This window comes from Cellulosimicrobium sp. PMB13, assembly GCF_051294865.1.
Lineage (GTDB): Bacteria > Actinomycetota > Actinomycetes > Actinomycetales > Cellulomonadaceae > Cellulosimicrobium.
The window spans coordinates 1,236,670-1,259,610 of sequence record NZ_CP145910.1; the positions used below are offsets into that span (position 1 = coordinate 1,236,670).

At 74.4% G+C, this 22,941-nt stretch carries 21 protein-coding genes; 5 read left to right on the plus strand and 16 right to left on the minus strand.

Annotated features, from left to right (window positions below):
- Positions 1–99: 99 nt before the first annotated feature.
- Complete coding sequence (soxR, locus tag V5D56_RS05780) at positions 100–603, plus strand: redox-sensitive transcriptional activator SoxR (RefSeq protein WP_435738962.1); 504 nt, start codon at positions 100–102, stop codon at positions 601–603.
- 629 nt (positions 604–1,232) lie between these two features.
- On the opposite strand, the gene V5D56_RS05785 is transcribed toward soxR, so the two are convergent.
- The 10 genes from V5D56_RS05785 to V5D56_RS05830 all read right to left on the minus strand — a co-directional run bounded on the left by V5D56_RS05785 (position 1,233) and on the right by V5D56_RS05830 (position 10,599).
- Complete coding sequence (locus tag V5D56_RS05785; RefSeq protein WP_435738100.1) at positions 1,233–2,567, minus strand: DJ-1/PfpI family protein; 1,335 nt, start codon at positions 2,565–2,567, stop codon at positions 1,233–1,235.
- Positions 2,568–2,572: 5 nt separating this feature from the next.
- Positions 2,573–2,968: a hypothetical protein gene (locus tag V5D56_RS05790; protein WP_435738101.1), complete on the minus strand. Its 396-nt coding sequence runs from the start codon at positions 2,966–2,968 to the stop codon at positions 2,573–2,575.
- A 122-nt stretch (positions 2,969–3,090) separates the two neighbouring features.
- Positions 3,091–3,729, minus strand: a complete 639-nt coding sequence (locus V5D56_RS05795) for a response regulator (RefSeq protein WP_435738102.1) — start codon at positions 3,727–3,729, stop codon at positions 3,091–3,093.
- On the minus strand, positions 3,726–4,820 hold the full coding sequence (locus V5D56_RS05800; protein ID WP_435738103.1) for a sensor histidine kinase: 1,095 nt from the start codon (positions 4,818–4,820) through the stop codon (positions 3,726–3,728). The genes V5D56_RS05795 and V5D56_RS05800 overlap by 4 nt, the downstream gene beginning before the upstream one ends.
- Before the next feature lie 146 nt (positions 4,821–4,966).
- Positions 4,967–6,019: a hypothetical protein gene (locus V5D56_RS05805; protein WP_435738104.1), complete on the minus strand. Its 1,053-nt coding sequence runs from the start codon at positions 6,017–6,019 to the stop codon at positions 4,967–4,969.
- Positions 6,016–7,092, minus strand: a complete 1,077-nt coding sequence (locus tag V5D56_RS05810) for a vWA domain-containing protein (protein WP_435738105.1) — start codon at positions 7,090–7,092, stop codon at positions 6,016–6,018. Before V5D56_RS05810 ends, V5D56_RS05805 begins: the two co-directional genes overlap by 4 nt.
- A 28-nt stretch (positions 7,093–7,120) precedes the next feature.
- Positions 7,121–8,182, minus strand: coding sequence for a vWA domain-containing protein (locus V5D56_RS05815; protein ID WP_435738106.1), 1,062 nt, complete (start codon positions 8,180–8,182; stop codon positions 7,121–7,123).
- Positions 8,179–8,682 carry a hypothetical protein gene (locus V5D56_RS05820; RefSeq protein WP_435738107.1) on the minus strand — a complete coding sequence of 168 codons (504 nt, stop codon included), beginning with the start codon at positions 8,680–8,682 and terminating at the stop codon, positions 8,179–8,181. The genes V5D56_RS05815 and V5D56_RS05820 overlap by 4 nt, the downstream gene beginning before the upstream one ends.
- Positions 8,669–9,571: a DUF58 domain-containing protein gene (locus V5D56_RS05825; RefSeq protein WP_435738108.1), complete on the minus strand. Its 903-nt coding sequence runs from the start codon at positions 9,569–9,571 to the stop codon at positions 8,669–8,671. Before V5D56_RS05825 ends, V5D56_RS05820 begins: the two co-directional genes overlap by 14 nt.
- Before the next feature lie 29 nt (positions 9,572–9,600).
- The gene (locus V5D56_RS05830) at positions 9,601–10,599 is read right to left on the minus strand and encodes an AAA family ATPase (protein ID WP_435738109.1); all 999 of its coding nucleotides are present in this window, start codon (positions 10,597–10,599) and stop codon (positions 9,601–9,603) included.
- Between the two features lie 252 nt (positions 10,600–10,851).
- Here V5D56_RS05830 and V5D56_RS05835 point away from each other — a divergent pair, with 252 nt between their 5' ends.
- Positions 10,852–11,313 carry a PPOX class F420-dependent oxidoreductase gene (locus tag V5D56_RS05835; RefSeq protein WP_435738110.1) on the plus strand — a complete coding sequence of 154 codons (462 nt, stop codon included), beginning with the start codon at positions 10,852–10,854 and terminating at the stop codon, positions 11,311–11,313.
- A 90-nt stretch (positions 11,314–11,403) separates the two neighbouring features.
- Entirely contained in the window at positions 11,404–13,530 is a 2,127-nt protein-coding gene (locus V5D56_RS05840) for a cytochrome c oxidase assembly protein (protein WP_435738111.1), read from the plus strand.
- A 44-nt stretch (positions 13,531–13,574) separates the two neighbouring features.
- On the opposite strand, the gene V5D56_RS05845 is transcribed toward V5D56_RS05840, so the two are convergent.
- Positions 13,575–14,264, minus strand: a complete 690-nt coding sequence (locus V5D56_RS05845; protein ID WP_435738112.1) for a hypothetical protein — start codon at positions 14,262–14,264, stop codon at positions 13,575–13,577.
- A gap of 675 nt (positions 14,265–14,939) precedes the next feature.
- Here V5D56_RS05845 and V5D56_RS05850 point away from each other — a divergent pair.
- On the plus strand, positions 14,940–17,291 hold the full coding sequence (locus tag V5D56_RS05850) for a S9 family peptidase (RefSeq protein ID WP_435738113.1): 2,352 nt from the start codon (positions 14,940–14,942) through the stop codon (positions 17,289–17,291).
- A 131-nt stretch (positions 17,292–17,422) separates the two neighbouring features.
- Here the strand turns inward: V5D56_RS05850 and V5D56_RS05855 are convergent, their stop codons facing one another.
- Positions 17,423–17,629 carry a hypothetical protein gene (locus tag V5D56_RS05855; protein ID WP_435738114.1) on the minus strand — a complete coding sequence of 69 codons (207 nt, stop codon included), beginning with the start codon at positions 17,627–17,629 and terminating at the stop codon, positions 17,423–17,425.
- A 103-nt stretch (positions 17,630–17,732) separates the two neighbouring features.
- Positions 17,733–18,500, minus strand: a complete 768-nt coding sequence (locus V5D56_RS05860; protein WP_435738115.1) for an alpha/beta fold hydrolase — start codon at positions 18,498–18,500, stop codon at positions 17,733–17,735.
- A gap of 93 nt (positions 18,501–18,593) precedes the next feature.
- On the opposite strand from V5D56_RS05860, the gene V5D56_RS05865 reads away from it, so the two are divergent.
- On the plus strand, positions 18,594–19,388 hold the full coding sequence (locus V5D56_RS05865; protein ID WP_435738116.1) for a helix-turn-helix transcriptional regulator: 795 nt from the start codon (positions 18,594–18,596) through the stop codon (positions 19,386–19,388).
- Here the strand turns inward: V5D56_RS05865 and V5D56_RS05870 are convergent.
- From V5D56_RS05870 to V5D56_RS05880, 3 genes are read right to left on the minus strand one after another with little or no spacing between them, the layout of a single operon-like run.
- Positions 19,307–20,632 carry a hypothetical protein gene (locus tag V5D56_RS05870; protein WP_435738117.1) on the minus strand — a complete coding sequence of 442 codons (1,326 nt, stop codon included), beginning with the start codon at positions 20,630–20,632 and terminating at the stop codon, positions 19,307–19,309. The two genes, V5D56_RS05865 and V5D56_RS05870, sit on opposite strands and share 82 nt — an antisense overlap.
- Entirely contained in the window at positions 20,620–21,663 is a 1,044-nt protein-coding gene (locus V5D56_RS05875; protein WP_435738118.1) for a glycosyltransferase family 2 protein, read from the minus strand. Before V5D56_RS05875 ends, V5D56_RS05870 begins: the two co-directional genes overlap by 13 nt.
- On the minus strand, positions 21,660–22,922 hold the full coding sequence (locus tag V5D56_RS05880) for a glycosyltransferase (protein WP_435738119.1): 1,263 nt from the start codon (positions 22,920–22,922) through the stop codon (positions 21,660–21,662). Before V5D56_RS05880 ends, V5D56_RS05875 begins: the two co-directional genes overlap by 4 nt.
- Positions 22,923–22,941: the final 19 nt, after the last annotated feature.

A 22,941-nucleotide genomic window follows, 5' to 3' on the forward strand; every position in this document is an offset into this window, starting at 1 on the left:
ACCGTGCCCGATGCCGTCGTCTCGTCCGTCGCTGTCAGCCCGCCCGAAGCTGGCGCGCCCGGCACTGATCTACCCGGCACCGATCTGCCCGGCACCGACCTGCCGCGCAACGACGCACCCCGCGCCGCCGCGCCCGCCGACGACACGCCGTCGCCGGGAGACGAGCTCACCGTCGGTCAGCTCGCCGCGCGCAGCGGGGTCGCCGTCTCGGCGCTGCACTTCTACGAGCGCGAAGGCCTGCTCACGAGCCGACGGACGCCCGGCAACCAGAGGCGCTACCCGCGAGAGACGCTGCGCCGGGTGGCGTTCGTCCGCGCGTCCCAGCGCGTGGGGATCCCGCTCGCGCGCATCCGCGACGCGCTCGCGACCCTCCCCGACGACCGCACACCGACCGCGAAGGACTGGCACCGGCTCTCCGTCGGGTGGCACGCCGACCTGGACGCCCGGATCGAGCAGCTCACGAGGCTGCGCGACCACCTCACCGACTGCATCGGCTGCGGGTGCCTGTCGCTGCGTCGCTGCGTGCTCGTGAACCCGCACGACGAGCTGGGCGAGGAGGGACCGGGCCCCCGGACCCTGCTCGTCGAGGGTCTGGACGACTGAGATCCACGGTGCGCCGGGTCGGCTGCCTCGTCGTCCTCCGTGCGGACGCCGGGACGACGGCGTCGAGCGGGCCTGCGGGGCGGATCGCCCGGTTCAGGGCGACGCAGGGCGGGACCTTCGAGGACCGGAGGTGCTGCGGCTCGCCCCGCACGTCCCCGACCGTGTCGTCCTGGTGCGGCGCCCGGTGGGTCGCCGAGCCGGCGGACGCGATGGGGGTCCCGTGCCCGAGGTCGATGCTCATGAGCCGGTCCGCGAGACCGTGCGCGGCGTCCAGCGGATCGCCGCGCACCTCGATCTGCTGCCGGTCTCGGGCGTCGTCGTGCCCCCGGACCGGCCGGCTCGGTGCGACGCGTCGCGTGCACCACCAGGCCCTCGTCCGTCGCGCGGTCGGCGTCGAGACGCCCGCTCGGTGTCGCGGAGGGCCGTTCGGCCCGGTCGAACCGGATCAGCCCGACCTTCTGCCTCGTGTCCATGATGCGCTCCTCTGCTTCGTGCGGATTCTTCGGCTCGTCGGTCCGCCGTCCCGCGGTCGGCCACCGTCGGCGGCGGCGGCTGCTCGCCCGCCTCAGGCCGAGCCCGCCAGGCGGATCGACGTCGACGGGACCGCGTGGCACGGTCCCGCTCGGTCGTCAGCGCGCCGACCGGATGCCGGTCGTGGGCGCGGCCTCGGCGCCGACAGACCTCCTGCGACGCCAGAGCGCACGCACGCCGAGCGTCACGAGCACGCCGAGGGCAGCCAGGGCGAGCGGCCGGATCGTCTCCGCCCAGGGCCACGCCGGGCCGTCGAGCGTCAGGCCGTCGACGGGATGCTCGAGGACCCGTGCCGTCCAGCGAGCGGTCGCCACGTCCGTCGTCCGCGCGAGGTCGCGGAGCACGGCGTCGTACGGGAATCCCGGCTGTCGGTGGAGGTGCACCACCTCCGCCCCGGGGACGACGTCGGGCCCGGTCGTGCCGGGGACGACGAGCCGGTCGAGCCCGGCACCCGTCTCGCTGCGCGGCACGAAGGTGAGTCCATGTCGGGACCGCACCGGCCCGTGACCGACGGCGATCGTGCTCACGGCCAGCGACTGGCCGTACGTGTCGAACACGGAGGCGAGCTCGATCTCTCCGACCCCGTCGTCGAGCCGGACACCGATCCGCGGACGGTCCCAGCGGAAGGCCGTGTTGAACGCCACGACGGCATCGGACGGCACGAGCCGCTTCTGCTCCGTCCGCGCCGGGCTGCCGGAGCCGTCGTACGACCACCCGATCGCCCGTGCGGCGTCCGCCGCGGCCTTCGCTCCGACCAGTCGTCGGACGACGTGCAGGGTGCCGTCGATGCCGGACAGGACGCCGGCGGTGCTGATCACCTGCCCGTCGTCGACGAACCGCGTCCCGCTGACCCAGTCGACGGCGGGGTAGGTCTTCGCCCACGCGTCGATCCGTAACCAGTGGGCGGTGGCCTCGTGGCCGTCGAGGAGCCCGGCCGAGGCGACCACGGCGGCCCCGTTGCAGACGCTGAGGAGCAGCGCGCCACCGTTCACCTGGGTGGTGAGCCACTCGGTGACCGGCTTCGTCGTCGGTCGGCCGACGTCCGGCATCGCGGGCACCACGACGACGTCCGCAGGCCCGTCCAGGAGGTTCTCGAGGCCGGCGAAGGTGAGCTCAGGGACGAGATCGAGCCCGCCGGTGAGCGGCACCGGGTGCCCCTCGGGCGCGACGGTGAAGACGTTGAACGCTCCGGTGCTGGCGAGGATCTCGAAGGGCGCGAGGGTGTCGGACACGACGGCCCCCTGGTCGCCGACCACGACGACCGCGGTCGGCCTGGCCGGGTCGTACCGCACCGGTCGCGGGCTCGGGGAGGCGCCGTCGGTCCGCGGGGCGTTGAGCGCGGAGAGCGTGCCGAGGGCCGTCGGGGCGCCGAGGGCCGCCGGGAGCGCCACCGCGGCGAGCAGGAGCACGACGAGCCTGGCGACGGTGCGCATGCGGCTCACCACCCGTACTCGCCGCGCCGGCGCAGCATCGCGGCCAGCATCGCCGGCACCATGAGGACGTGCGCGGCCGTCATGAGCTGCGTGGCGGAGAGAGCCCCGACCCAGTGGAGGGGGAGCAGCGCCAGGAACGGCACGTACATCGCCAGGACCATCTCGGCGACGGGACCTGGCCCGTGCCCGCGGATCCGCATCCACACCGCCATGCCGAGCGACATGTTCGTCGCCATCACCAGGACGTGCGCGGTGGTGTTCTCCGTGAGCCCGGGCCAGGCGAACGACCAGACCGGCTCCAGCAGGACCATGCCCGCAACCATGGCGATCACCATCTCCACGGCGTGCCGCGCGAACCGTCGAGACGGGTGGCGGCGGACGCTCTGCTCGTGGTGGCTCATCTCGACTCCTCGTGCTCCGACGTTGGGACACACGAAAGCCTCGGGGAGCGTGGCGGCGCCGTCAGGTGCCGAACGTCATGCCGCGAGTCACGTCCCGGGAGTGACTCGCCGCGACCTCGCCGTCAGACGATGCCGAGATCACGAGCGCGCAGGGCCGCTTGCGTGCGATCGCGCACCCCGAGCTTCGACAGCACGCTGCTGACGAGGTTCTTCACCGTCCCTTCGGCGAGGTACAGCACGCCGGCGATCTCGCGGTTGCTCCGCCCCTCGGCCAGCAGGCGCACCAGCTCGACCTCCCGCTCGGTGAGCGGGTGCCCCGGCGGCGGCGCGTCCTGGGGCAGTTCCGCCACCCGTGCCACGACCTTCGCGACCACCGACGGCTGCAGCACGGTCTCCCCGCGAGCGGCTGCGACGAGCGCCTCGAGGAGCCTCGACGAGGTCACGTCCTTGAGGAGGTAGCCGACGGCCCCGGCCCGCAGCGCGGCGAAGACGTCCTCGTCGTCGTCGAACGTCGTCAGCGCGATCACGCGGACGGCAGGCTGCTCGGCGCGGAGGCGAGCCGTCGCCGCGATGCCGTCGAGCACCGGCATCCGCAGGTCCATGAGGACCACATCGGGGTGCAGCGTGGCGCTCGCCCGCACGGCCTCCGCGCCGTCGGCCGCGTCGCCGACCACCTCGATGCCCGGCTGCACCTCGAGCAAGGTCGTGAGGGCCTCACGGAAGAGCGCCTGGTCGTCGGCCACGAGAACGCGGATCGTCATCCCGGCACCTCGACGACGAGGGTGGTGGCTCCGGCGCCCTCCGCGGACTCCAGGGACATCCGACCACCGACGATGGCCATACGCTCACGCAGGCCGGCGAGCCCGAAGCCGTCCCCTCGTCGCTCCGGAACGCCCCTGCCGTCGTCACGTATCTCGAGCCTGACGCGTTCGCCGTCGCGGTAGTCGAGCACGACGGCGGTGCGGGTCGCCGCGGCGTGCTTCCTGACGTTCGTCAGGCCTTCCTGAGCCGCGCGAAACAGCGACTCGTCCACCTCGCCGCGGAGCGGCCGGGCCTGGCCCCGGATCTCCACGGCGGTCGGGACGCCTGCCTCCGTCGCCTCGGCGGCGAGCGTCCCCAACGCGTCCGCCAGCGCCGGACGGTGCTCGTGCAGCGCGGCCACCGATCGACGCACCTCCGCGAGGGCCTGGCCCGACTGGTCCTGCGCTGCGGCCAGCATGGTGTCGAGACGCTCCGGGTCGGCCGTGCGGACGACGGCGCGAGCAGCCTCGAGCATCATCTGCACGACGGTGAGGTGGTGCCCGACGCCGTCGTGGATGTCCCGCGCGAGGCGGTTGCGCTCCTGGGTGGTGGCGAGCTGCTCGGCCTGCGCGGCGTATCCGCGCAACCGCTCGTGCGCGGCGGCGAGCTCGGCCCTCGCCTTCCGTTCACGCACCAGCAGCTCGGTCACGACGACCGTGAACGTCGTGACCGCGAGCGTGGCCAAGCCCTGGCCGAGCACGTGCGGCCAGCGCATGCCGAGGTGGACGAGCGGGACGACGGCGGCCACGCACGCGGCGATCGGCAGCGGCAGGAGCAGGACGGACTGCGAGACCAGGACGACCAGGAGCAGGACGGCCCCCACCGCGGCGTCCGACAGCGAGAACACCGCGAACCCGAGCGCGAGCTGCACGCCGACGTACGCCACCGCCCACCCGAGGGAACGTCCTTCGACGAAGCGGAACCCGAGGATGGCGAGCGCGGAGTAGGCGAGCCCTGTCAGCAGCGTCGGCACGAGCTGTTCCGCGCTCGCAGCCTCCAGAGGCAGCGTCAGGTACGCGACGACGGTGAGAACGGCCAGCGCCCGGTACACCGATTCACTGTGCAGGACGTGATGTTCCCGGTCAACACTCGGTAGCGGCGCCGCAGGGTCGTCGGCGCTCGCGGCCGAGGGCAGGGTCCACGGCGACGCTCGGCACGGACCCTGTGACGGCACCAGGGTGGGCCCGGACCGACGGCTCACCAGTTCTTGGTGCTGCCGCTCCCGTCGTCGCCGCCGTCGGACCCGCCCGGCTCGTCGCCGTACAGGTCGCGGTACTCCTGCTCCTCGCGGTCCGCCTCGTCTCGCGCCTCGGAGTTCTGCTCCTCGAGGCGCTCCTGCCGCTGCTGCTCCTCGCGCTCGGCCTCGCTCTGCTGGTCCCCGGAGCCCTCGCCCTCCGACCCCTCGCCCCCGGACGCCTCGCTCTGCTCGTCACCCTCGGAGCCCTCGCCCTCCTGCGGGTCGCCGCCGTCCTGGTTCTCGGGCTGCGAGTCCTGGGCCTGCTGCTGCTTGTCCTGGAGCCGCTGCTGCGCCGCCTCGGCCTGCTCCTGCTGCTCGGGCGTCTGCTCGGACTCCCCGCAGTCGGGCCAGCCGCGGACCTGCTCGGCCGTCGCGTAGGACTGCTCGGCGTACTCGTACCAGTCCTGGACGTCCTGCCGCAGCACGTCCGGGTCCGGCTCGGTGCCGTCGCCGTACGGGTCGAGGACGGCTTCCTCGTACGGGAGGCCGGCGTCGCGTGCGGCGATCGCCTCCTCGACCGCGGCGAGCTCGGCCGCCTTGCCGTCGCCGTACGCCATGTCCTCGTCGCCCGAGATCTCGTACGCGAGCGAGAGGTTGGTCTGGATCATGCAGCGTTCCTCGGGCGTCTCGCCCTCGGCGAGGTCGTAGGCCTCCTGCAGCGACGTGATCGCGTCGTACGTCGCCCACGCGTCGCCGGCGCGGGCGTTCGCCGTGCCCGTGTTGAAGTGCGCCTTCCACGGCTCGACGAGGTTCATGGTCCGCTGCGACCCGTAGGTCCCGGCCGCGTCGAGGTGCGCGCCGTCGTCGTAGTCGCCCTTCGCGAACGACGCGATCGGCGCGAGGAACGTCAGCTTGAACCCGAGCACGAGCAGCGCGACCACGACGGGCAGCGTGCCCAGCAGCCACCACGTACGACGCCGCAGCCGCGCACGCCGCATCGCCGCGGCCGGGTGCCCGGCGGGTCGACCGCGGCCGGGCTGCCGGGGCGGTGCCGGGGGCGGGGTCCAGCTCATCGGCGCACCCCCGTGCCCGACGGCGCGCGCTCACCCGGTCGCACGAGCGACCGGGACGCCGACCGCGCCCAGAACCAGGCCTCGACGCCGAGCAGCACGACGAGAGCGAGCGCGAGCGGCCAGACGACGGGGCGGTACGACGTGACGTCCCGACGGCCGTCCGCGGCGACCTGCTCGGGGTCGATCCCCGCGACGAGCGACGCCGTCTCCGTCGGCTCGGTGCGGTGGACGTACGGGACGCCGAGCTGCTCGGCGAGCGTGCCGAGCGTCTCCTCGTCGATCGTCGAGAGCGCCGCCACGGGTTCGCCGTCCTCGCTGGGCTGCGACCAGTCGACGATGTACTCCGCGTCGGCGGGGTCGACGTCCGGGTCGTACTCCTTCATGCGGCCCCCTTCCGCGGTGCCGTAGCCGAGCACGGCACCGCCGTCGATCAACGGCGCGAGGTCCGCGAACGACCGCGGCTCGCCGTCGGCGGTCTGCTCGCCGTCGGACAGGAAGAACACGAGCCGCGTGTTCGCCGGGTGCAGCTCCGCGGACCCTTCGAGCGCGGTCCTCAGCTCGTCGAGCGGTCGGTCGGTGAGGGACCCCTGCGAGTACCGCGTGATCTCGCGGCGGAACGTCTCGGCCCACGACGTGATGGCCCGTGCGTCCGTGGTGAGCGGGAGCTGGCGCGAGGCCTGGGAGTCGAACGAGATGACGGAGTAGCGCGCGCCGGGGATCGCCTCGGTGAGGCTCACGACGTCGTGCCGCACGCCGTCGAGCCGCTCCTGGTCCTGCGTCGGCCCGTAGTCCTCGGCGGCCATCGAGCCCGTGCGGTCGACGACGAAGAACATGTCGACGTTCGTCACCGACGTGTCGCGGTCCGTCGACGCGACGGACGGGCCGAGCCCGATGAGCGCGAGCAGCACGACCGCGCCGGTGCGGCGTACCCAGGCTGCGCGCGGCGCACCCGGGCGGGCGGCGCCGTCGGGCCCGCGCCGGCCGGCGACCACGGCCTGCCACACCGTGAGCGCGAGCAGCGGCACGACCACGAGCGCGAGCGCCCACACGGGGACGAGCGGCTGGAGGCTCACCGGTCCCTCACCTCCCTCGGCCGCGCGCTCACTGGCGCACCCGCCAGGCCACGACGAGCAGGAGTCCGACCCCTGCGACGGCCACGAGGAACCAGCCCGTCGGGCGGTCCGTGACGACGACCTCGGGCGACGCGTCGAGCTCGACCGCCTGCTGCGCGACGACGTCGTCGACCATGCCCTGCACCGCGGCGGGGTCGTCGGCGAGGAAGTACAGCCCGCCGTCGGCCTCGACCGTCTCCCGGTACTCCGTCTCCTCCGGCGTGCCCTCGTAGCGCTCGGACCCGCCGAAGATGCCGTGCAGCGTGATGTCGCGCGACGCGACGAGGTCGGCGGCCTGCGGCAGCGTGTAGATGGGTTCTCCCGACACGTAGTTGTCCGTCGCGAGGATGATCGAGCGGGAGCGCTCCGTGTCCTCGGCGTCGAACTGCAGGGCGCACGTCGCGAGCCCGTCGCCGATGAGGCTCGCGCCCGCGAGGTTCGCCGTCGTGCCGGCGGTGAACTCCGCGAACTCGAGGATCTCGGCGTCGTCGGAGCCGCCCGTGTAGTCGAAGTCGGCGGGGTCCTTGTCGAGCGCGTCGATGCCGCGCTGGAGCTCCTCCTGGACGAGCGTGTAGTCGTTCGTCAGGGGGAAGACCGTGCGCGACGACGAGTTGAAGATCGACAGCGCGATGCGCTCGCCCTCGAAGCTGTCGACGAGCTCCTGGAAGACCTTGAGCACCGCGCCGTCGTACTCGATCATCGAGCCGGACACGTCGAGGCACAGCACGATGTCGCGCGTCCCGAGGCGGTCGACGACGACGTCGGTCTCGACCGGGCGGGCCGCGACCGCGCCCGCGCCGACGACCGCGACGAGGAGCCCGAGCGCCGTCGCGCCCTGGAGCAGCCGGTACCGGCGCACCCAGGAGGCGAACTGCGGGACGCGGGCCAGGTACTCGGTGTTCGCGACCCACAGCACGTCCCGGTCGCGGTCGCGCGCGCGGCGACGCCGCGCGAGCCACCACGCCGCCGCGCCGACGGCCACGACGAGGACGACCGCGAGCGCCCACAGCCACGGCCAGAGGATCGACGTCCCCTGCGGACCCGGCGTCACCAGGACCTCACCACGGTGCGGGCGCGCGCGATCGAGTCCTCGGCGTCGGTCGTGCGGGCCTTCGGGTCGTTCTCGTGGTCCGCGAACGACGGCCGGTAGTAGCGCGTGATGAGCCGCGTGAGCTCGTCCGCGCCCGAGAGCTGCTGGATCTCCGACAGCGTCATGGAGGACGCGTCCTGACCGAGCCGGCCCGTCGCGAAGCCTCGCACCTCGGCCGAGAGCGCGAGGTGCAGCGACCGTTCGTCGAGCTCGCCCGCGTGGAACCGCTGCGCGACGGCGTCGAGCCGGCGCTCGTACTCGGTGCGCAGGGCACCGTACGGGTCGAGCGGTCCGGCGGGCGACGGCGGCGGTGGCACCGACGCGGCCTTCTCCGCGGCGCGCGCACGCGTGAGCCAGAAGACGAGGAACACGATCGCGGCCGCGACGAGCAGCACGGCGATCCCCACGGCCGTCCACCACCCCGGGTAGCCCACAGGGTCCACGAGCTCATCGGCGGGCACGCTTCTGCCTCCCCAACAGCTCGACGAAACGCTGCACGACGTCGCCCGTGCCGTCCACGAGCACGCCCTCGACCTGGACCTGGCGCAGCCGGTCGGCCACCTCCGCGCGACGCCGCGCCCGTTCCCCGGCCGCGGCCTCGGCGAGCCCCGCCCGGCCGCGCAGGAACGCGGGCAGCCGGAGCGCGCCGTCGACGTCCTCGACCTCGCGGTGGCTCGCGGCCGGGCCGCCGACCGCGACGGGGGACAGGTCGGCGACCTGCACGACCATGACCTCGTGGCGCACGCGCAGCGACCGCAGGAGCTGGTCGTGCTCCGCGGCGGGACGCGCCTCGTCCGTCACGACGACCACGAGCGATCGGCGCCGGAACGCCGAGAGCACGCGATCGAGCGGGCGGGCGAGGTCGCTCGGCGGGGCGTCGGGTCGCCAGAGGCCCTCGACCGTGCTGAGCAGCACCTCGAGGTCCTGCGTGCTCGCGCGCGGCGGGAGCTGGACGAGCCGCTCGGCGTCGCCCGCCACGAGCGCGACCCGGTCGCCGCGGTCCCGCGCCAGGTACGCGACGAGCGCGCAGCAGAAGCTCGCGACCTCGGCCTTCGTCTCCCCGCTCGGCGCGGTCGCGCCCATGGGGCGCCCGGTGTCGACCACGAGCACGAGGTTGAGGTTCGACTCGCGCACGAACCGGCGGACGACCGGGATCCCCGCGCGCGCCGACGACTTCCAGTCGATGTCGCCGACGTCCTCGCCCGGCGCGTACAGGTGCAGGTCGTCGAAGTCCTGCCCGTGCCCCTTGAAGACCGACCGGTGCCGTCCTTCGAGCAGGCCGGAGGCCCGGCGGGCGACCGGAAGGTCGAGCCGGGCACGCACCTGGGCGAGGCGGGAGACGTCGGGCACGGGGGATCTCTCGGGTGGTGCGGGGACGGTCAGGGGGTGGGGACGGCGTCGAACACGGCGTCCACGAGCTGCTCCGGCGGCACGTTGTTCGCGAGCGCGTCGAACGTGCGCACGAGGCGGTGGCGCAGCACCGAGTACCGCACGGCCTTGATGTCGTCGGGCACGACGAACGCGCGCCCCGCGAGGATGGCCAGGGCCTGACCCACGCGCATGAGCGCGATCCCGCCACGCGGCGAGGCGCCGACGCGAACGTGCCGGTCGAAGCCGGGTATCGGGCGCGGGCCCGAGAAGCGCGTCGTGTTGATGAGGTCCACGACGTAGCGCTTCACCGAGTCGTCCACGTAGACGTCGTCGACGAGCCCGCGCAGGAAGCGGACGTCGTCGAGCGAGACCGACGGGGCGGTGATCGGCTCGCTCATCTGGCCCGTCGCGACGCGCTGCAGGATCTCGAGCTCCTGCTGCGGCGTCGGGTACGTCAGCACCTCCTTCATGAGGAAGCGGTCCATCTGGGCCTCGGGCAGCACGTACGTGCCCTCCTCCTCGATGGGGTTCTGCGTCGCGAGGACCATGAACGGGTCGGGGAGCGGGTAGTTCTCGCCGCCGATCGACGTCTGCTTCTCCTGCATCGCCTCGAGCATCGCCGACTGCGTCTTCGCGGACGAGCGGTTGATCTCGTCGAGCAGCACGACGTTCGCGTGCACCGGGCCGAGCTGGGTCGTGAACTCGCCGGTCGCGTAGTTGTAGATCTGCGTGCCGACGATGTCGTTCGGCATGAGGTCCGGCGTGCACTGGATCCGGTGGAAGCGGCCGTCGATCGACGCGGCCAGCGTCTGCGCGGCGGTCGTCTTGGCGAGACCCGGCACCGACTCCAGGAGGATGTGGCCGCCCGCGAGGAGCGAGCTCACGAGCGCGGTGCGCAGCGCATCCTGCCCGACGACGCGCTGGTCGAACACCTGGCCCATGCGCTTGAGGAGGTGGCTCGCGCGGTCGAGGTCCGCCGTCGAGATGCTGCCGTGCCCTGCGGCCATGGGTCGCCCTTCGGGGTGAGGATCGGTGCGTCGGCGCGGCACGGGGGCCGCACGGGTACGTCCGTCCGGGGCGTCGCGACCCCCGGCGAACCCGGCCCAGTATGCCAGCGGGACCTGACGAGCGACCGGCTCCGTCCACAGGCGCGGGTGGGGAGGACTCCCCGTCGGGACGAGCGCGTCGTCGCGCCCGTGGCGCTGCCTCACCGGTCCGCGCCCGGGAATGCGCGCACGGAGCCGAGCGGTTGGACGGGCATGAGCACCGGAACCCGGGCGGCCCTCGACGCCGACCCCGCCCTCCTCGCCCTGCTCGCCGCGCGCCACCAGGGCGTCCTCACGACGATCAAGCGCGACGGACGCCCGCAGCTGTCCAACGTGCTGTACGCGTGGGACCCGGACGAGCGCGTCGCGCGCGTGTCCGTGACCGCTGACCGGGCGAAGACCCGCAACGCGGCCCGGGACCCGCGCGTCTCGCTCCACGTGAGCGCCGAGGACTTCTGGAGCTACGCCGTCGTGGAGGGCGACGTGGAGCTGAGCCCGGTCGCCTCCGACCCCCACGACGCCGCGGTCGACGAGCTCGTCGACACCTTCCGCGGCGCGGGAGGCGAGCACGACGACTGGGACGCGTTCCGGCGCGCAATGGTCGCCGACCGGCGCCAGGTCCTGCGCGTGCGCGCGTCGCGCGTCTACGGGATGGCGCGACTGCCCCGCCCGTGAGACGGCGCGACGTCGTTCCCGCGGAGTGACGTCGGTCGCGCGAGGCGCCGCGGTTCCCTCCCGACGCCGTGGCGCGCCTACCCTGGTCGCGTGACCTCGACCGCCGTGCGCCGTGCGCCGACCGACGCGCGCCCCGCGAACCCGTGGTGGCTCGTCCTCGCGGGGCCGTTCGCCGTCATCGTCGCGGTCCTCGCGGTGCTCGCCGCCGGTGCGTTCTCGGGCGCGTTCGCCGCGATCCCCGGGTTCAGCGACCCGGGCGCGCTCGTGCGCTACGGGACGCCCGTCGTCACCGTGCTCACCGAGCTGTCCGTCGCCCTGACGCTCGGCTCGCTCGTCCTCGCGGCGGTCGCGCTGCCCGCGGGCGAGTCCGTGCGGCGCGCGCTCGGCCTCTCCGGCGCCGCCGCGGCGACCTGGGCCGTGCTCGCCGTTCTGCAGGTGGTCCTGCGGTACTCGTCGATCTCCGGCACCCCCATCACGGCCGAGACCTTCGGTGACCAGCTCGGCCTGTTCGTCTCGCAGGTGAGCCTGGGCCGCAACTACCTCGCGGTGGTCGTCGTCGCGGCGGTCACGTCGGCGCTCGCGCTCGCCGTGCGCAGCGCCACGGGCGCGCTCTGGACGGCGCTCGTCGCGCTGCTGGCCATCGCGCTGCAGGCCAACACCGGGCACGCCGCGGGCGCCGCGTCGCACGAGCTCGCGGTGTCGTCGATGTTCCTGCACCTCGCGGGCGCCGCGCTGTGGGTGGGCGGGCTGGGCACGCTCGCCGTCGTGCGCGTGCGTGGCGGGCTCGGCCGCGAGGACTTCGCCGCCGCGGTCTCGCGGTACTCCGCGATCGCCCTGTGGTGCTACGTCGCCGTCGCCGTCTCGGGCGTCGCGAACGCGACCATCCGCGTCGACACGCTCGCCGGGCTGACCACCGACTACGGCATCCTCCTGCTCACCAAGGTCGCGCTCATCGTCGTGCTCGGCGTCGTCGGGTTCGCGCACCGCGAGCTCGTCGTGCGCCGCCTCGCCGGCCCGACGACGCCCGGTCGCCAGGCCGGTCGCGGCGTGGCGGGCGCGGCGACCGACGGCACGAAGGCCGCGGGCGCGGCGAGCAACGGCGTGAAGGCCACGGGCGCGGACGCGACGCGGTGGCTCTTCTGGCGGCTCGTCGCGGTCGAGCTCGCGATCATGGGCGCGGTCTCCGGCGTCGCGGTGGCGCTCGGCTCGACGGCGCCACCCGTGCCGCAGACGGAGTTCGCCGACCCGACGGCCGCCGAGATCGTCACCGGCCACCCGCTCCCCCCGGAGCCGACGCTCGCGCTGTGGTTCACCCAGTGGCGCTGGGACCTGCTGCCCGCGTTCGCGTGCGGCGCGGCGCTCGTCGTCTACCTCGGCTGGGTGCGCCGGCTCGCGCGGCGCGGCGACCGCTGGTCCGTGGGGCGCACGGTCTCGTGGTGCACCGGCATCGTCATCCTGTTCTGGGTGACGTCGGGCGGGCCGGCCATGTACGGGCACGTGCTGTTCAGCGCCCACATGGTCCAGCACATGATCCTCGCGATGGTCGTGCCGATCTTCCTCGTGCTCGCGGCCCCCGTGACGCTGCTCCTCCGCGCGGTGCCGCCGCGCAAGGACGGGTCGCGCGGCCCGCGCGAGTGGGTGCTCGCGATCGTGACGTCGCGGGTCGGGCAGTTCTTCGCGAACCCGATCGTCGCCGCGGTGAACTTCGCCGGCTCGATGATCGTCTTCTACTACACGCCCGCCTTCGAGTACGCGCTCACGACGTACGCCGGGCACCTCGCGATGCTGCTGCACTTCACGCTCGCGGGGTACCTGTTCGCCAACGCGCTCGTCGGCATCGACCCGGGTCCGCACCGGCCGCCCTACCCGCAGCGGCTGCTCCTGCTCTTCGCGACGATGGCGTTCCACGCGTTCTTCGGCGTCGCGCTGACGTCGGGCGAGATCCTCTTCGTGCCGGAGTGGTTCGGGCTGCTCGGCCGCGAGTGGGGGCCGAGCGCCATCGAGGACCAGCAGCGTGGCGGCGGCGTGGCGTGGGGGATCGGCGAGCTGCCGACGCTGATCCTCGCGATCGTCGTCGCCGTCATGTGGACGAAGTCCGACGAGCGCGAGGCGAGGCGTCGCGACCGCCAGGCCGACCGCGACGGCGACGCCGAGCTCGCCGAGTACAACGCGAGGCTCGCGAAGATGGCGGAGCGGGACGAGCGCACCCCGCGTTGACCCGCCGATCCCTGACGAACACGACCTGAAGGTCGTTCTGGGGCTCATTCCGTCCTCCAAGTCGTGCTCGACGGCGAGTGGCGGCGTGTTCGGCGCAGGTGGCGGTGGACGTCGACGACGAGCCGACCCGGCCGCGACGCGCCCGGCGGCGTCACGTCCCTTCCGGTGAACCGCAGCAGGTCGACGGCGCCGCTCCCGACGAGGTCGTTCTGCCGTGCGCGGTCACGGAGCAGCGCCGCCGGCTCCGAGTGCACGTCTCGCCCGTCGAGCTCCGCGATCAGCCATCGGCCGTTCGGGAGCCGCCACCCGAGGTCTCCCCGCCCCAGCAGCCGGCCGTCCTCGAATACCTCGACCTGGAGATCGTCCGGGGCGATTCCCGCATCCGCGCAGTCGAGCCGGGCGAACGTCTCGAGCGGGGACTCGGCACGCGGGTCCGACTGCGCCCACCACGAGTGGGTGCGGGCCACACCGCGCCGTCCTCGCGCCAGGTCGTGGGCCCGTTCGAGACCTGTCGCCGACACCAGTCCGAGCCGGTGCGAGCTGTCCATCGCCGCGACGGCGCGCCACCTCCCCATCTGCGGCACGGCCTGGGCCAGCGCCCAGTCCGGCGTCGCGACCCACCGGCCCTCGACGTTCGTGACGGTCATGCCGTCGTCGAACTGACGAAGGTGCATCCCGTCGCGCGACCGCGCCGCGCGTGCACCGGGGAGCGTCACCTCGGGTACCGGATCCACGCGCACGCCCTCGACCCCGAGCAGCACCAGAGCGCACGCCCCGACGGCGATCGCCTCGGGACCGTAGGCAAGCAGGCCGAGCCATGCAGCGCGGCGGCGTCGGTGGTCGTGCGAACCTGTGCCGGTTCTCTGCCGGACGGGTGCCGCCACGGTGTCGTACACCGCGTGGGTAGCCCTGCGCCATCGTCTCTGCTCGACGAGACGGGCGCGACGGTGCGAGCCCACTCCGTGCTCGTCGCACTGGCTCGCAGAGAGGAGTCCTTCCTGCGCTCGGGCGACGGCGAGCAGCTGCGCGGGAACAGCGGTCAGTGTGCGCACGGACAGATCGGAGCAGACGACGTGGCGCCGCCGCCAAGGCTCGGCGTCCACATGTGGACAGGCCCTCCCATCGAGGGCCTGTGGACGCTCAGGGGCGCGTCCGGCACTGCCTTCTCGGACGGAGTGCCGACGGAATCGGCCGGATCAGACTGAGCTGAGCCGACTCGACACCACTCGAAGGGGCCCCGTCGCCGAGGAAACACCACCGGTCGAAAGCCCGCTTCGTCGAGAACGCCACTACTCGCCGTCGAGCACGACCTGAAGGTCGAGAAGAGTCCTATCGCGACCCTCAGGTCGTGTTCGGCGGGAGGTCGGGGTGGTCGACGGGCCGGGGTGGGGGCGTGATAGGACGTACTCGTGAGTAACGACGCCGCCGCGCCCGAGCCCGACCGTCCCACGACCGCCGACGCCACCGCGTCGACACCGTTCCACGATCTCGACCAGTACATCGCCATACCGCGCACGAGCGGGCTCGCGCTCTCGCGCGACGGTCGCCGTCTCGTCACGACCGTCCAGACGCTCGACGCGAAGCGCACCGCCTACCGCACGGCGCTGTGGGAGGTCGACCCGACCGGCCAGAACCCCGCCCGCCGGCTCACGCGCTCCACCAAGGGCGAGTCGAGCGCGACGTTCACCGCCGCGGGCGACGTGCTGTTCACGTCGGCCCGCCCGGACCCCGACGCGACGTCGGAGGACGACCCGAAGGCCGCCCTCTGGCTGCTCCCGGCCGGCGGTGGCGAGGCCCGCGTGGTCGCGACGGCGCCAGCAGGCGTGGGCGGCCCGCTCGCCGCGGCCGACGCGCCCGTGGTCTCGGTCGCGGCCGACGTCCTGCCGAGCGCGCGCGACCTCGCGCACGACGCCGAGCTCCGGACGGCGCGCAAGGAGACCAAGGTCGCGGCGATCCTGCACACCGGGTACCCCGTCCGGCACTGGGACCACGACCTCGGCCCGAGCCAGTCGCACCGGTTCGTCGCCGACCTCACCACGCTCGCGGACGAGCCCGCCCGCCCGCTCCCGGCACCGGACGCCCCCGGCGCCTCGGCCAACGATGCCTCGACCGGCGACGCCTCGAACGACGCCGCGTCGGCCGCCGACGTGCCCCACGACCCGCGGCTCCTCGACCTGCGCGACGTGAGCCGCGGCGTCGGGCACGGCAGCACCGCGCCCGGGCGCGCGCTGTGGGAGCACTCGGCCGACCTATCCGCCGACGGCACGACGCTCGTCACGACGTGGCAGGTCCCGGGACCGGGCGCGTCGACGCGCAGCACGCTCGTCGCGATCGACACGGCCACGGGGGAGCGCCGCACGCTCGTCGACGAGCCCGGTGCGCAGGTGCACGGTCCGCGCATCTCGCCCGACGGCGCGTACGTCGCGTTCGTCCGCGAGACCCTCACGACGCCGCAGCAGGCCCCGGAGGAGACGCTCGCCGTCGTGCCGCTGCACGCGCCCGACGGCCGCGCCGGCTCGGCGGACCGCGACGACGCGCCCACGACGCGCGCCGAGAACCACGCGACGCCGCGGACCCTCGCGCCGCACTGGGACCGCTGGCCGACGTCGGCGCGCTGGCTCCCCGACGGCTCCGGCCTGCTGGTCACGGCCGACGACGACGGCCGCGGGCCGGTCTTCCTCGTCGACTTCTCCCCGGACGGCGCGGGCGAGCACGGCACCGCGGAGCGCATCACGAGCGACGACGCCGTCTTCACGGACGTGCAGGTCGCGCCCGACGGCCGTTCCGCGTACGCGCTGCGGACCAGCTACCTCGAGCCCTCGCACCCGGTGCGCCTGGACCTCGGCGCGTTCCTCGACAGCGGTGCGCCGGGCGCCCGGACGCCGGTCCCGGCCACACCGCTCCGGGGACCCGTCGCGACCCCGGACCTGCCGGGGACGCTCGTGGAGGTCGAGACCGCGGCGTCGGACGACGTGCGCGTGCGCGCCTGGCTCGCCCTGCCGCACGGCGCGAGCGCCGAGAACCCGGCGCCGCTCCTGCTGTGGATCCACGGCGGGCCGCTCGGGTCCTGGAACGCGTGGAGCTGGCGCTGGAACCCGTGGCTGATGGTCGCGCAGGGCTACGCGGTGCTGCTCCCGGACCCGGCGCTGTCGACGGGGTACGGCCAGGACTTCGTCCAGCGCGGCTGGGGTCGCTGGGGTCAGGCGCCGTACACGGACCTCATGGCGGTCACCGACCACGTCGAGACTCTGCCCGAGGTCGACGCGACCCGGACCGCCGCGATGGGCGGGTCGTTCGGCGGGTACATGGCGAACTGGGTCGCGGGGCACACCGACCGGTTCCGGGCCGTCGTCACGCACGCGAGCCTGTGGGCGCTCGACCAGTTCGGCCCGACGACCGACCACTCCTACTACTGGCAGCGCGAGATGACGCCGGAGATGGCGCTCGAGAACAGCCCGCACCGGTTCGTCGGCGACATCGTCACGCCGATGCTCGTCATCCACGGCGACAAGGACTACCGCGTGCCGATCGGCGAGGGCCTGCGCCTCTGGTACGAGCTGCTCTCGGCATCGGGGTTGCCGGCGAGCCCGGACGGCGACACGGTCCACCGGTTCCTCTACTTCCCGGACGAGAACCACTGGATCCTCTCGCCGCAGCACGCGAAGGTCTGGTACCAGGTGGTCCTCGCGTTCCTCGCCGAGCACGTGCTCGGTGAGACGTCGGGCGAAAGGGGCGCCGTCCTGCCGACGACGCTCGGCTGACGCGGCCGCCGTCGAGCACGGGGTCAGCCACCGTCGAGCACGGGGTCAGCCGCCGTCGAGCACGGGGTCAGCCACCGGATTCCTCGGGAAACGGTGGCTGACCCCGTGCTCGGCGTCCGGGGTGGAAGTCGTCAGGCGACGGGCACCGGCGCGTGGTCCGTCGCGACGCGCCACCGTCGGACGAGTCGCCGGTCGGCGGCGCCGCGGGCCGCCTCCCAGGCGCAGTGCTGGGTGGACTCACGGTGCTCGAGCAGCGCGACGCGGTCGTTCTCGAGCGCCCACAGGAGGGCGGCCCGGACGTCGCGGCGGGCGGGGGCGGAAGGCAGGGTGTCGTGCATGGTCCTTCTCGTCGTCGGTGGTTCGTCGCGCGGTCTGGCGACCGCTTCCACCGAACAAGACGGACAAGTGCGCCGTCCGTGACGTGAGTTCTGCGACTTTTCTTCAGGAGCTCTGTCCGACGGCGGCGACGACGGCCTCGGCGAGCTCGCGCGGGCGCGAGAACATCGGCCAGTGGCCCGTGGGCACGTCGACGTAGGTGAGGTCGTGGATCTCGCCGAGCTCGGTGTGCAGGGGCGGGCCGGGGTTCGCGAGCTGGGCGAGCACCTCCGACGGGATGGACGAGCAGATCACGGTCGCGGGCACGTCGAGCCGGTCGGGGTTCGACACCCGGACCGGACCCCGGGCGACCGGACCCGGCGTCGGCACCGCGCGCTCGCGGAACCGGGACAGTGCGGCGTCGTCGAGGCCGTCGACGCTCGACCCCTGCTCCGCGAGCTCGTCCCAGGACGGCAGCGGAACCTCCGCGGCGTCGTCCGGCAGCTCCTGGTTCAGCGCGGCGCCGTCGACGAGCGGCCCCGTGTCCACGTACACGACGCGCCGGATCCGGTCCGGGCCGCGGTCAGCCACCTGCTGGACCACCGGACCGCCCCCGCTGTGCCCGACGAGGACCACCGGCCCGTCGAGCTCGGCGACGAGGGCCGCGACCGCGTCGACGTGGTCGTCGCGCGTGATCTCGGCGCGGTCCTGCGAGGTCGACGCCGGGTCCAGTCCCGGCAGCGTCACGGCGTGCGGGACGAGGCCGGCGGCCTCGAGGTGGGGGACGACGTCGTCCCACGCCCAGGCGCCCAGCCAGAACCCGGGCACGAGGACGACGTGGGCCTGCTCGCCGGTCGTCTCGGTCGATGTCGTGTCGTGCTGTGTCTCGGTCATGCCACGACTCTCGCACCGCCACGGTGACACCTGTCTGTCACCATTGTTGGGAGGTCTGATGTCCAGGGTTCCGACGGGACGGCAGGAGGTGCGGTGAACAAGACCGAGCGGCTCTACGCGATCGCCGAGGAGCTGCGGCGCGCCGGGCCGACGGGTACCACCGGGCGGCGTCTCGCCGCGGCGCTCGAGGTCAGCGAGCGGACGATCAAGCGCGACGTCGCGGCGCTGCAGCAGGCGGGACTGACCATCTGGGCTCAGGCCGGTCCGGGCGGGGGCTACGTGCTCGACCCGAGCGCGACGCTGCCGCCGGTGAACTTCACGCCCGGGCAGGCGGTCGCCGTCGCCGTCGCGCTCGCGACGCTCCCGCCGGCCAGCCCGTTCGCCGTCGACGCCGCCTCCGCGCGCGGCAAGGTGTGGGACGCCCTCGGGTCGGGCGACCGCGAGCGGGCAGAGGCGCTCGCGGCGCGCGTCTGGGTGCGTCGGCCGCCTGCCGACGCCGCGGCCGCACCTGACGTCGCACCGGCCGTGCCCTCGGCACCCGACCCACGGGCGGGCGGGGGGGTCGTCGGGCGGGCGCGGACGCACCTCGGGGTGCTGCGTGCCGTCGAGCAGTCGCTCGGCTCGTCGCGCGTCCTCGCGATCCGCTACCGCGACGGGCACGGGGCGGAGACGTCGCGCCGGGTCGAGCCGGTGATCCTCGCCCACACCGACGACCGGTGGTACCTCGTGGCGTGGTGCCGTCTGCGCGAGGGGATCCGCTGGTTCCGCCTGTCGCGCGTCGTGCGCGCCGACGTGACCGCCGAGACCTACGTGCCGCGACCGGTCGCGGAGGTCGGTGAGCCGCCCGCCGACGCCGTCGCGGTCTCCCGCGCGGGGTCGTCGAGCTGACGCAGCGCGACGAGCAGGACGGCGGCTGCGACGCACGGGACGGTCGCGAGCCAGAACACCGCGGCGCCGTAGCCGGGGACGAGGAGCGGGGCGAGCACGCCCACGAGGGCACCGACCTGGAGGACGGCGCTGAACACGCCGACGCCGCCGGCGAGCCCGCTCGGCAACCAGCGCCCGAGCAGCACCGGGCCGAGCGCCTGGAAGAGCGCCGCGAACCCGGCGTACACCACCTGGGACAGGACGAGCGTGGCGACCCCGCCCCAGGTGGCGGACGCCGCGAACGAGACGGCTCCGAGGAGTGCGGCGACGACCAGCACGTGCCGTGCGCGGCCACCCGGCACCGAGGTCGCGACGCGCCGCAGGACGAGGAGCTCGGTCACCGCCGTGACGACGAAGAGCGCGCTGACCCAGGACTCCGGGTGGCCTCCGGCCACGACGTGCAGCGGGAGGTAGACGAGCCGCAGGCTGTCGGCGCTCTTGAGCAGCACCAGCGCCAGCGTCGCCGCGGCCAGCCCGAGCACGACGACGCGGTGCCCGGTCCCGCCGCGACCGGCCCCTCCGGCCCCGCCGTGACCGGCCGGCCCGGTCCCGTGGCGACCGCTCAGGTCGGGGCGGTCCGCGGTGACGTCCCGGGCGCCGTCCGCGGGTGCGGTGCCGGGTGCGGTGCCGGGAGCGGTGCCGGGTGCGGTGGCACCGGACGGCACGCGGACCGACCAGGTGAGGACCGCGGCGGTCACCGTGGCCGCTGCACCGAGGAGCACCGGGTCGAGCGGTCCGGGCAGCGCGACCGCGACGCCGTAGAGCGCGACCCCGAGCACGTACCCCAGGACGGAGAGCGAGCGGACCTGGGCGGAGAGCGCGGCGTCGTCGGTCGACGCCGCGAGACCGTCCGCCTGGATCGCGCGGACCGTCACCGGCATGGCCGCGACGAAGAGCATGGACAGGACGCCCCCGGCGTGGATCGCCACGAGGGACGAACCGGTCGCCGCGAGCACGAGCCCGCCGGCCGACCCGAGGAGGAGCGCCGGGAGGACGCCGCGACGACCGGTCCGCCGGAGGTGCCGGACCGCCAGGACGGAGAAGGCGAACGCCGCGAGCGAGTTCACCGCGAAGAAGAGCGCGATCTGCGCCTTGGACAGTCCGGCGGCGTGCAGCGCGAGCGGGTACCCGGGGGTGATGACGCCGGTCATCACCGCGACGAGCAGCCACGCCAGGCCCAGGCGGGACCGGATCAGGAGCGCCATGCGTCGCCCTGAGGTCCGAGCGGCACGTACTCGACCGACGGCCCCGCGCGGAACGCGTCGACGTCGAGCCCCGAGCCGGCGACCGCGTCCACGACCCGCACCTCGGCCCCTCGCGCGATCTCGGCGCGCGCGTGCGCGGCGTCGGCGGCGTCGAGCACCGTGAGCGTGGTCCGGGGGGAGGCGAGCGGTGCGGTGTCGCGGAGCGCACGGACGTGCCGGTCCATCGCGAGGAACGAGTCGAGCCAGGCGTGGCCGCGCGGGACGTCGGTGCGCTGCGGGTAGTTCTCGACGAGCCGGACCGCCTGCGCCTCCGGCTCCGGGTGCTTGACGAGGAAGACGGCACGGTTGCGCTGCCACTCGCGCACCCGGTCGGGGTCGAAGCGGACCACGTGGTGGTGGTCCCACGTCCAGGCGCGCGTGCTGTGCGCGATCGCGAGGCCCGCTCGGTGGGCGCGGTAGCCGAGGTCGGTGTCCTCCAGCCCCCACCCGCGGTAGTCGTCGTCGAAGCCTCCGAGCGCCCGGTACGCGTCTGCCGACAGCGAGAGGTTGCAGCTGAACTGCAGGTACCACGCGGCGGCGATGCGGGCGTAGTTGTGCGAGTAGACGGCCGTGACCCGTTCGCGGACCTCGGGGCGCCACGCGGTGCCGTCCGCCGGCGAGCGGTGGCGCCGGTGCCCGTTGAGCAGGATCCCGGGGACGGCCCGGTGCCAGCGCACGTGGTCCTGGAGCCAGCCGGGCGGTGCCTCCTGGTCGGCGTCGACGAGGACGAGGAGGTCACCGCCCGCGACGGCGGCCCCGGCGTTGCGCGCAGCCGCCCGGTTCCCGCCGCCCTCCCGGCGCACGACCTGGACCTCCGCGGGGCCGCCGAGGTCGCGCAGCACGTCGGCGACGGGCTCCTCCGAGCCGTCGTCGACGACGACGATCTCGACCGGCACGTCGACGACCTGCTCCTGGACGGAGCGCACGAGCCGCCGCGCGTCGCGGATCCCGTCGCGGCAGATCGTCACGACCGACACCGACGCCGGGCTCATGCGCGGGCCCCGAGCGCCGCGAGCCGGGCCGAGGAGAGGACGTGCTCGGCGAGGTCGCGCGCGCCGTCGTGCGCGGCGAGGACCGCGCCGACCGCCTCGGCCCGACGCCGCAGCGCGTCGTCGGCGAGGAGGCGATTGGCCGTCGGGACGAAGCGCCAGGCGACGTCCGCCGGGTCCAGGATCTCGCCCGCACCGAGCCCGACGGCGCGCCCGGCGTTCCACCGTTGCTCGTCCTGACCCGGCAGCGCGAGCAGCGGGCGGCCGAGCGCGAGCGTCTCCATGACGCTCGTGTGCCCGCCGTGGGTGACGACGAGGTCGGCGGCGCTCGTCCACAGCATCGACTCGTCGGTGACCCGCAGGAGGCGGTCCGCCCGGTGGTCGGCGAGCAGCGCCGGGTCGACGTTCGGGCCGGTGACCAGGACCGTGTGCGCGGCCACGTCGCCGAGCAGCCCGGCCACGGTGCGCAGCGTCGCGTAGCCCTGCGCGGTGCCGCCGAGCGACACGAGGACGACAGGAGCGTGCGGGTCCAGGCCCAGGAGCGTGCGGGCCCGTGCGCGGTCGGGGACCGTGAGCGGGTCCGACGCCAGCACCGGCCCGACGTGCCGGATCTCGTCGACCGTCCGCAGCGCCGCGACCGACAGCGGGTCCCGGACGTCGGCGAGCGGCTCGAACACCGACCGGTCCGGCACGTAGACGACGTCGCCGAGCAGCCGGCCCGCGACCTCGTGCGGGACGCCGAGGCGGTGCAGCGCCGGCGTCACGTCCCGCACCACGTCCGGGAACGGGAAGGAGAAGAAGCCCGTGTTGACGATCGTGGCCGACCGCACCCCCTCGAGCCGCGCCGAGACAGGCCCCGTCACGCGGAAGTCGGCGAGCACCACGTCGGCCCCGACCTCGCGGACCAGCGCCCGTTCCTCGGCGAGCGCCACGCGCAGGTAGTCCTCGTCCGCGAGCCGCAGGCGGGGGGCCGGCCCCGCGCCCCCCGACGCCGCGCCGCCCGATCCGGCTCCGTCGGGCGACGCCCCGCTCCCGGGCGACGCCCCGCTCCCGGGCGACGCTGCGCCGTCGGGCACGGGGGGCAGCGGCGGCAGCTCGGTGAGCGTCGCGGTCGGGACGCCGCGCGCCTCGGGCCAGCGCCGCGCGTCGGCGGCCACCCCGACGACGACCTCGGCACCGCGGGCCATGAGCTCGGTCGCGAGGCGCGTGGAGCGCACCACGTGCCCGAGGCCGTGGTAGAAGGGCAGGATCACGACGCGCACGGACGCTCCTTCGCGGCTC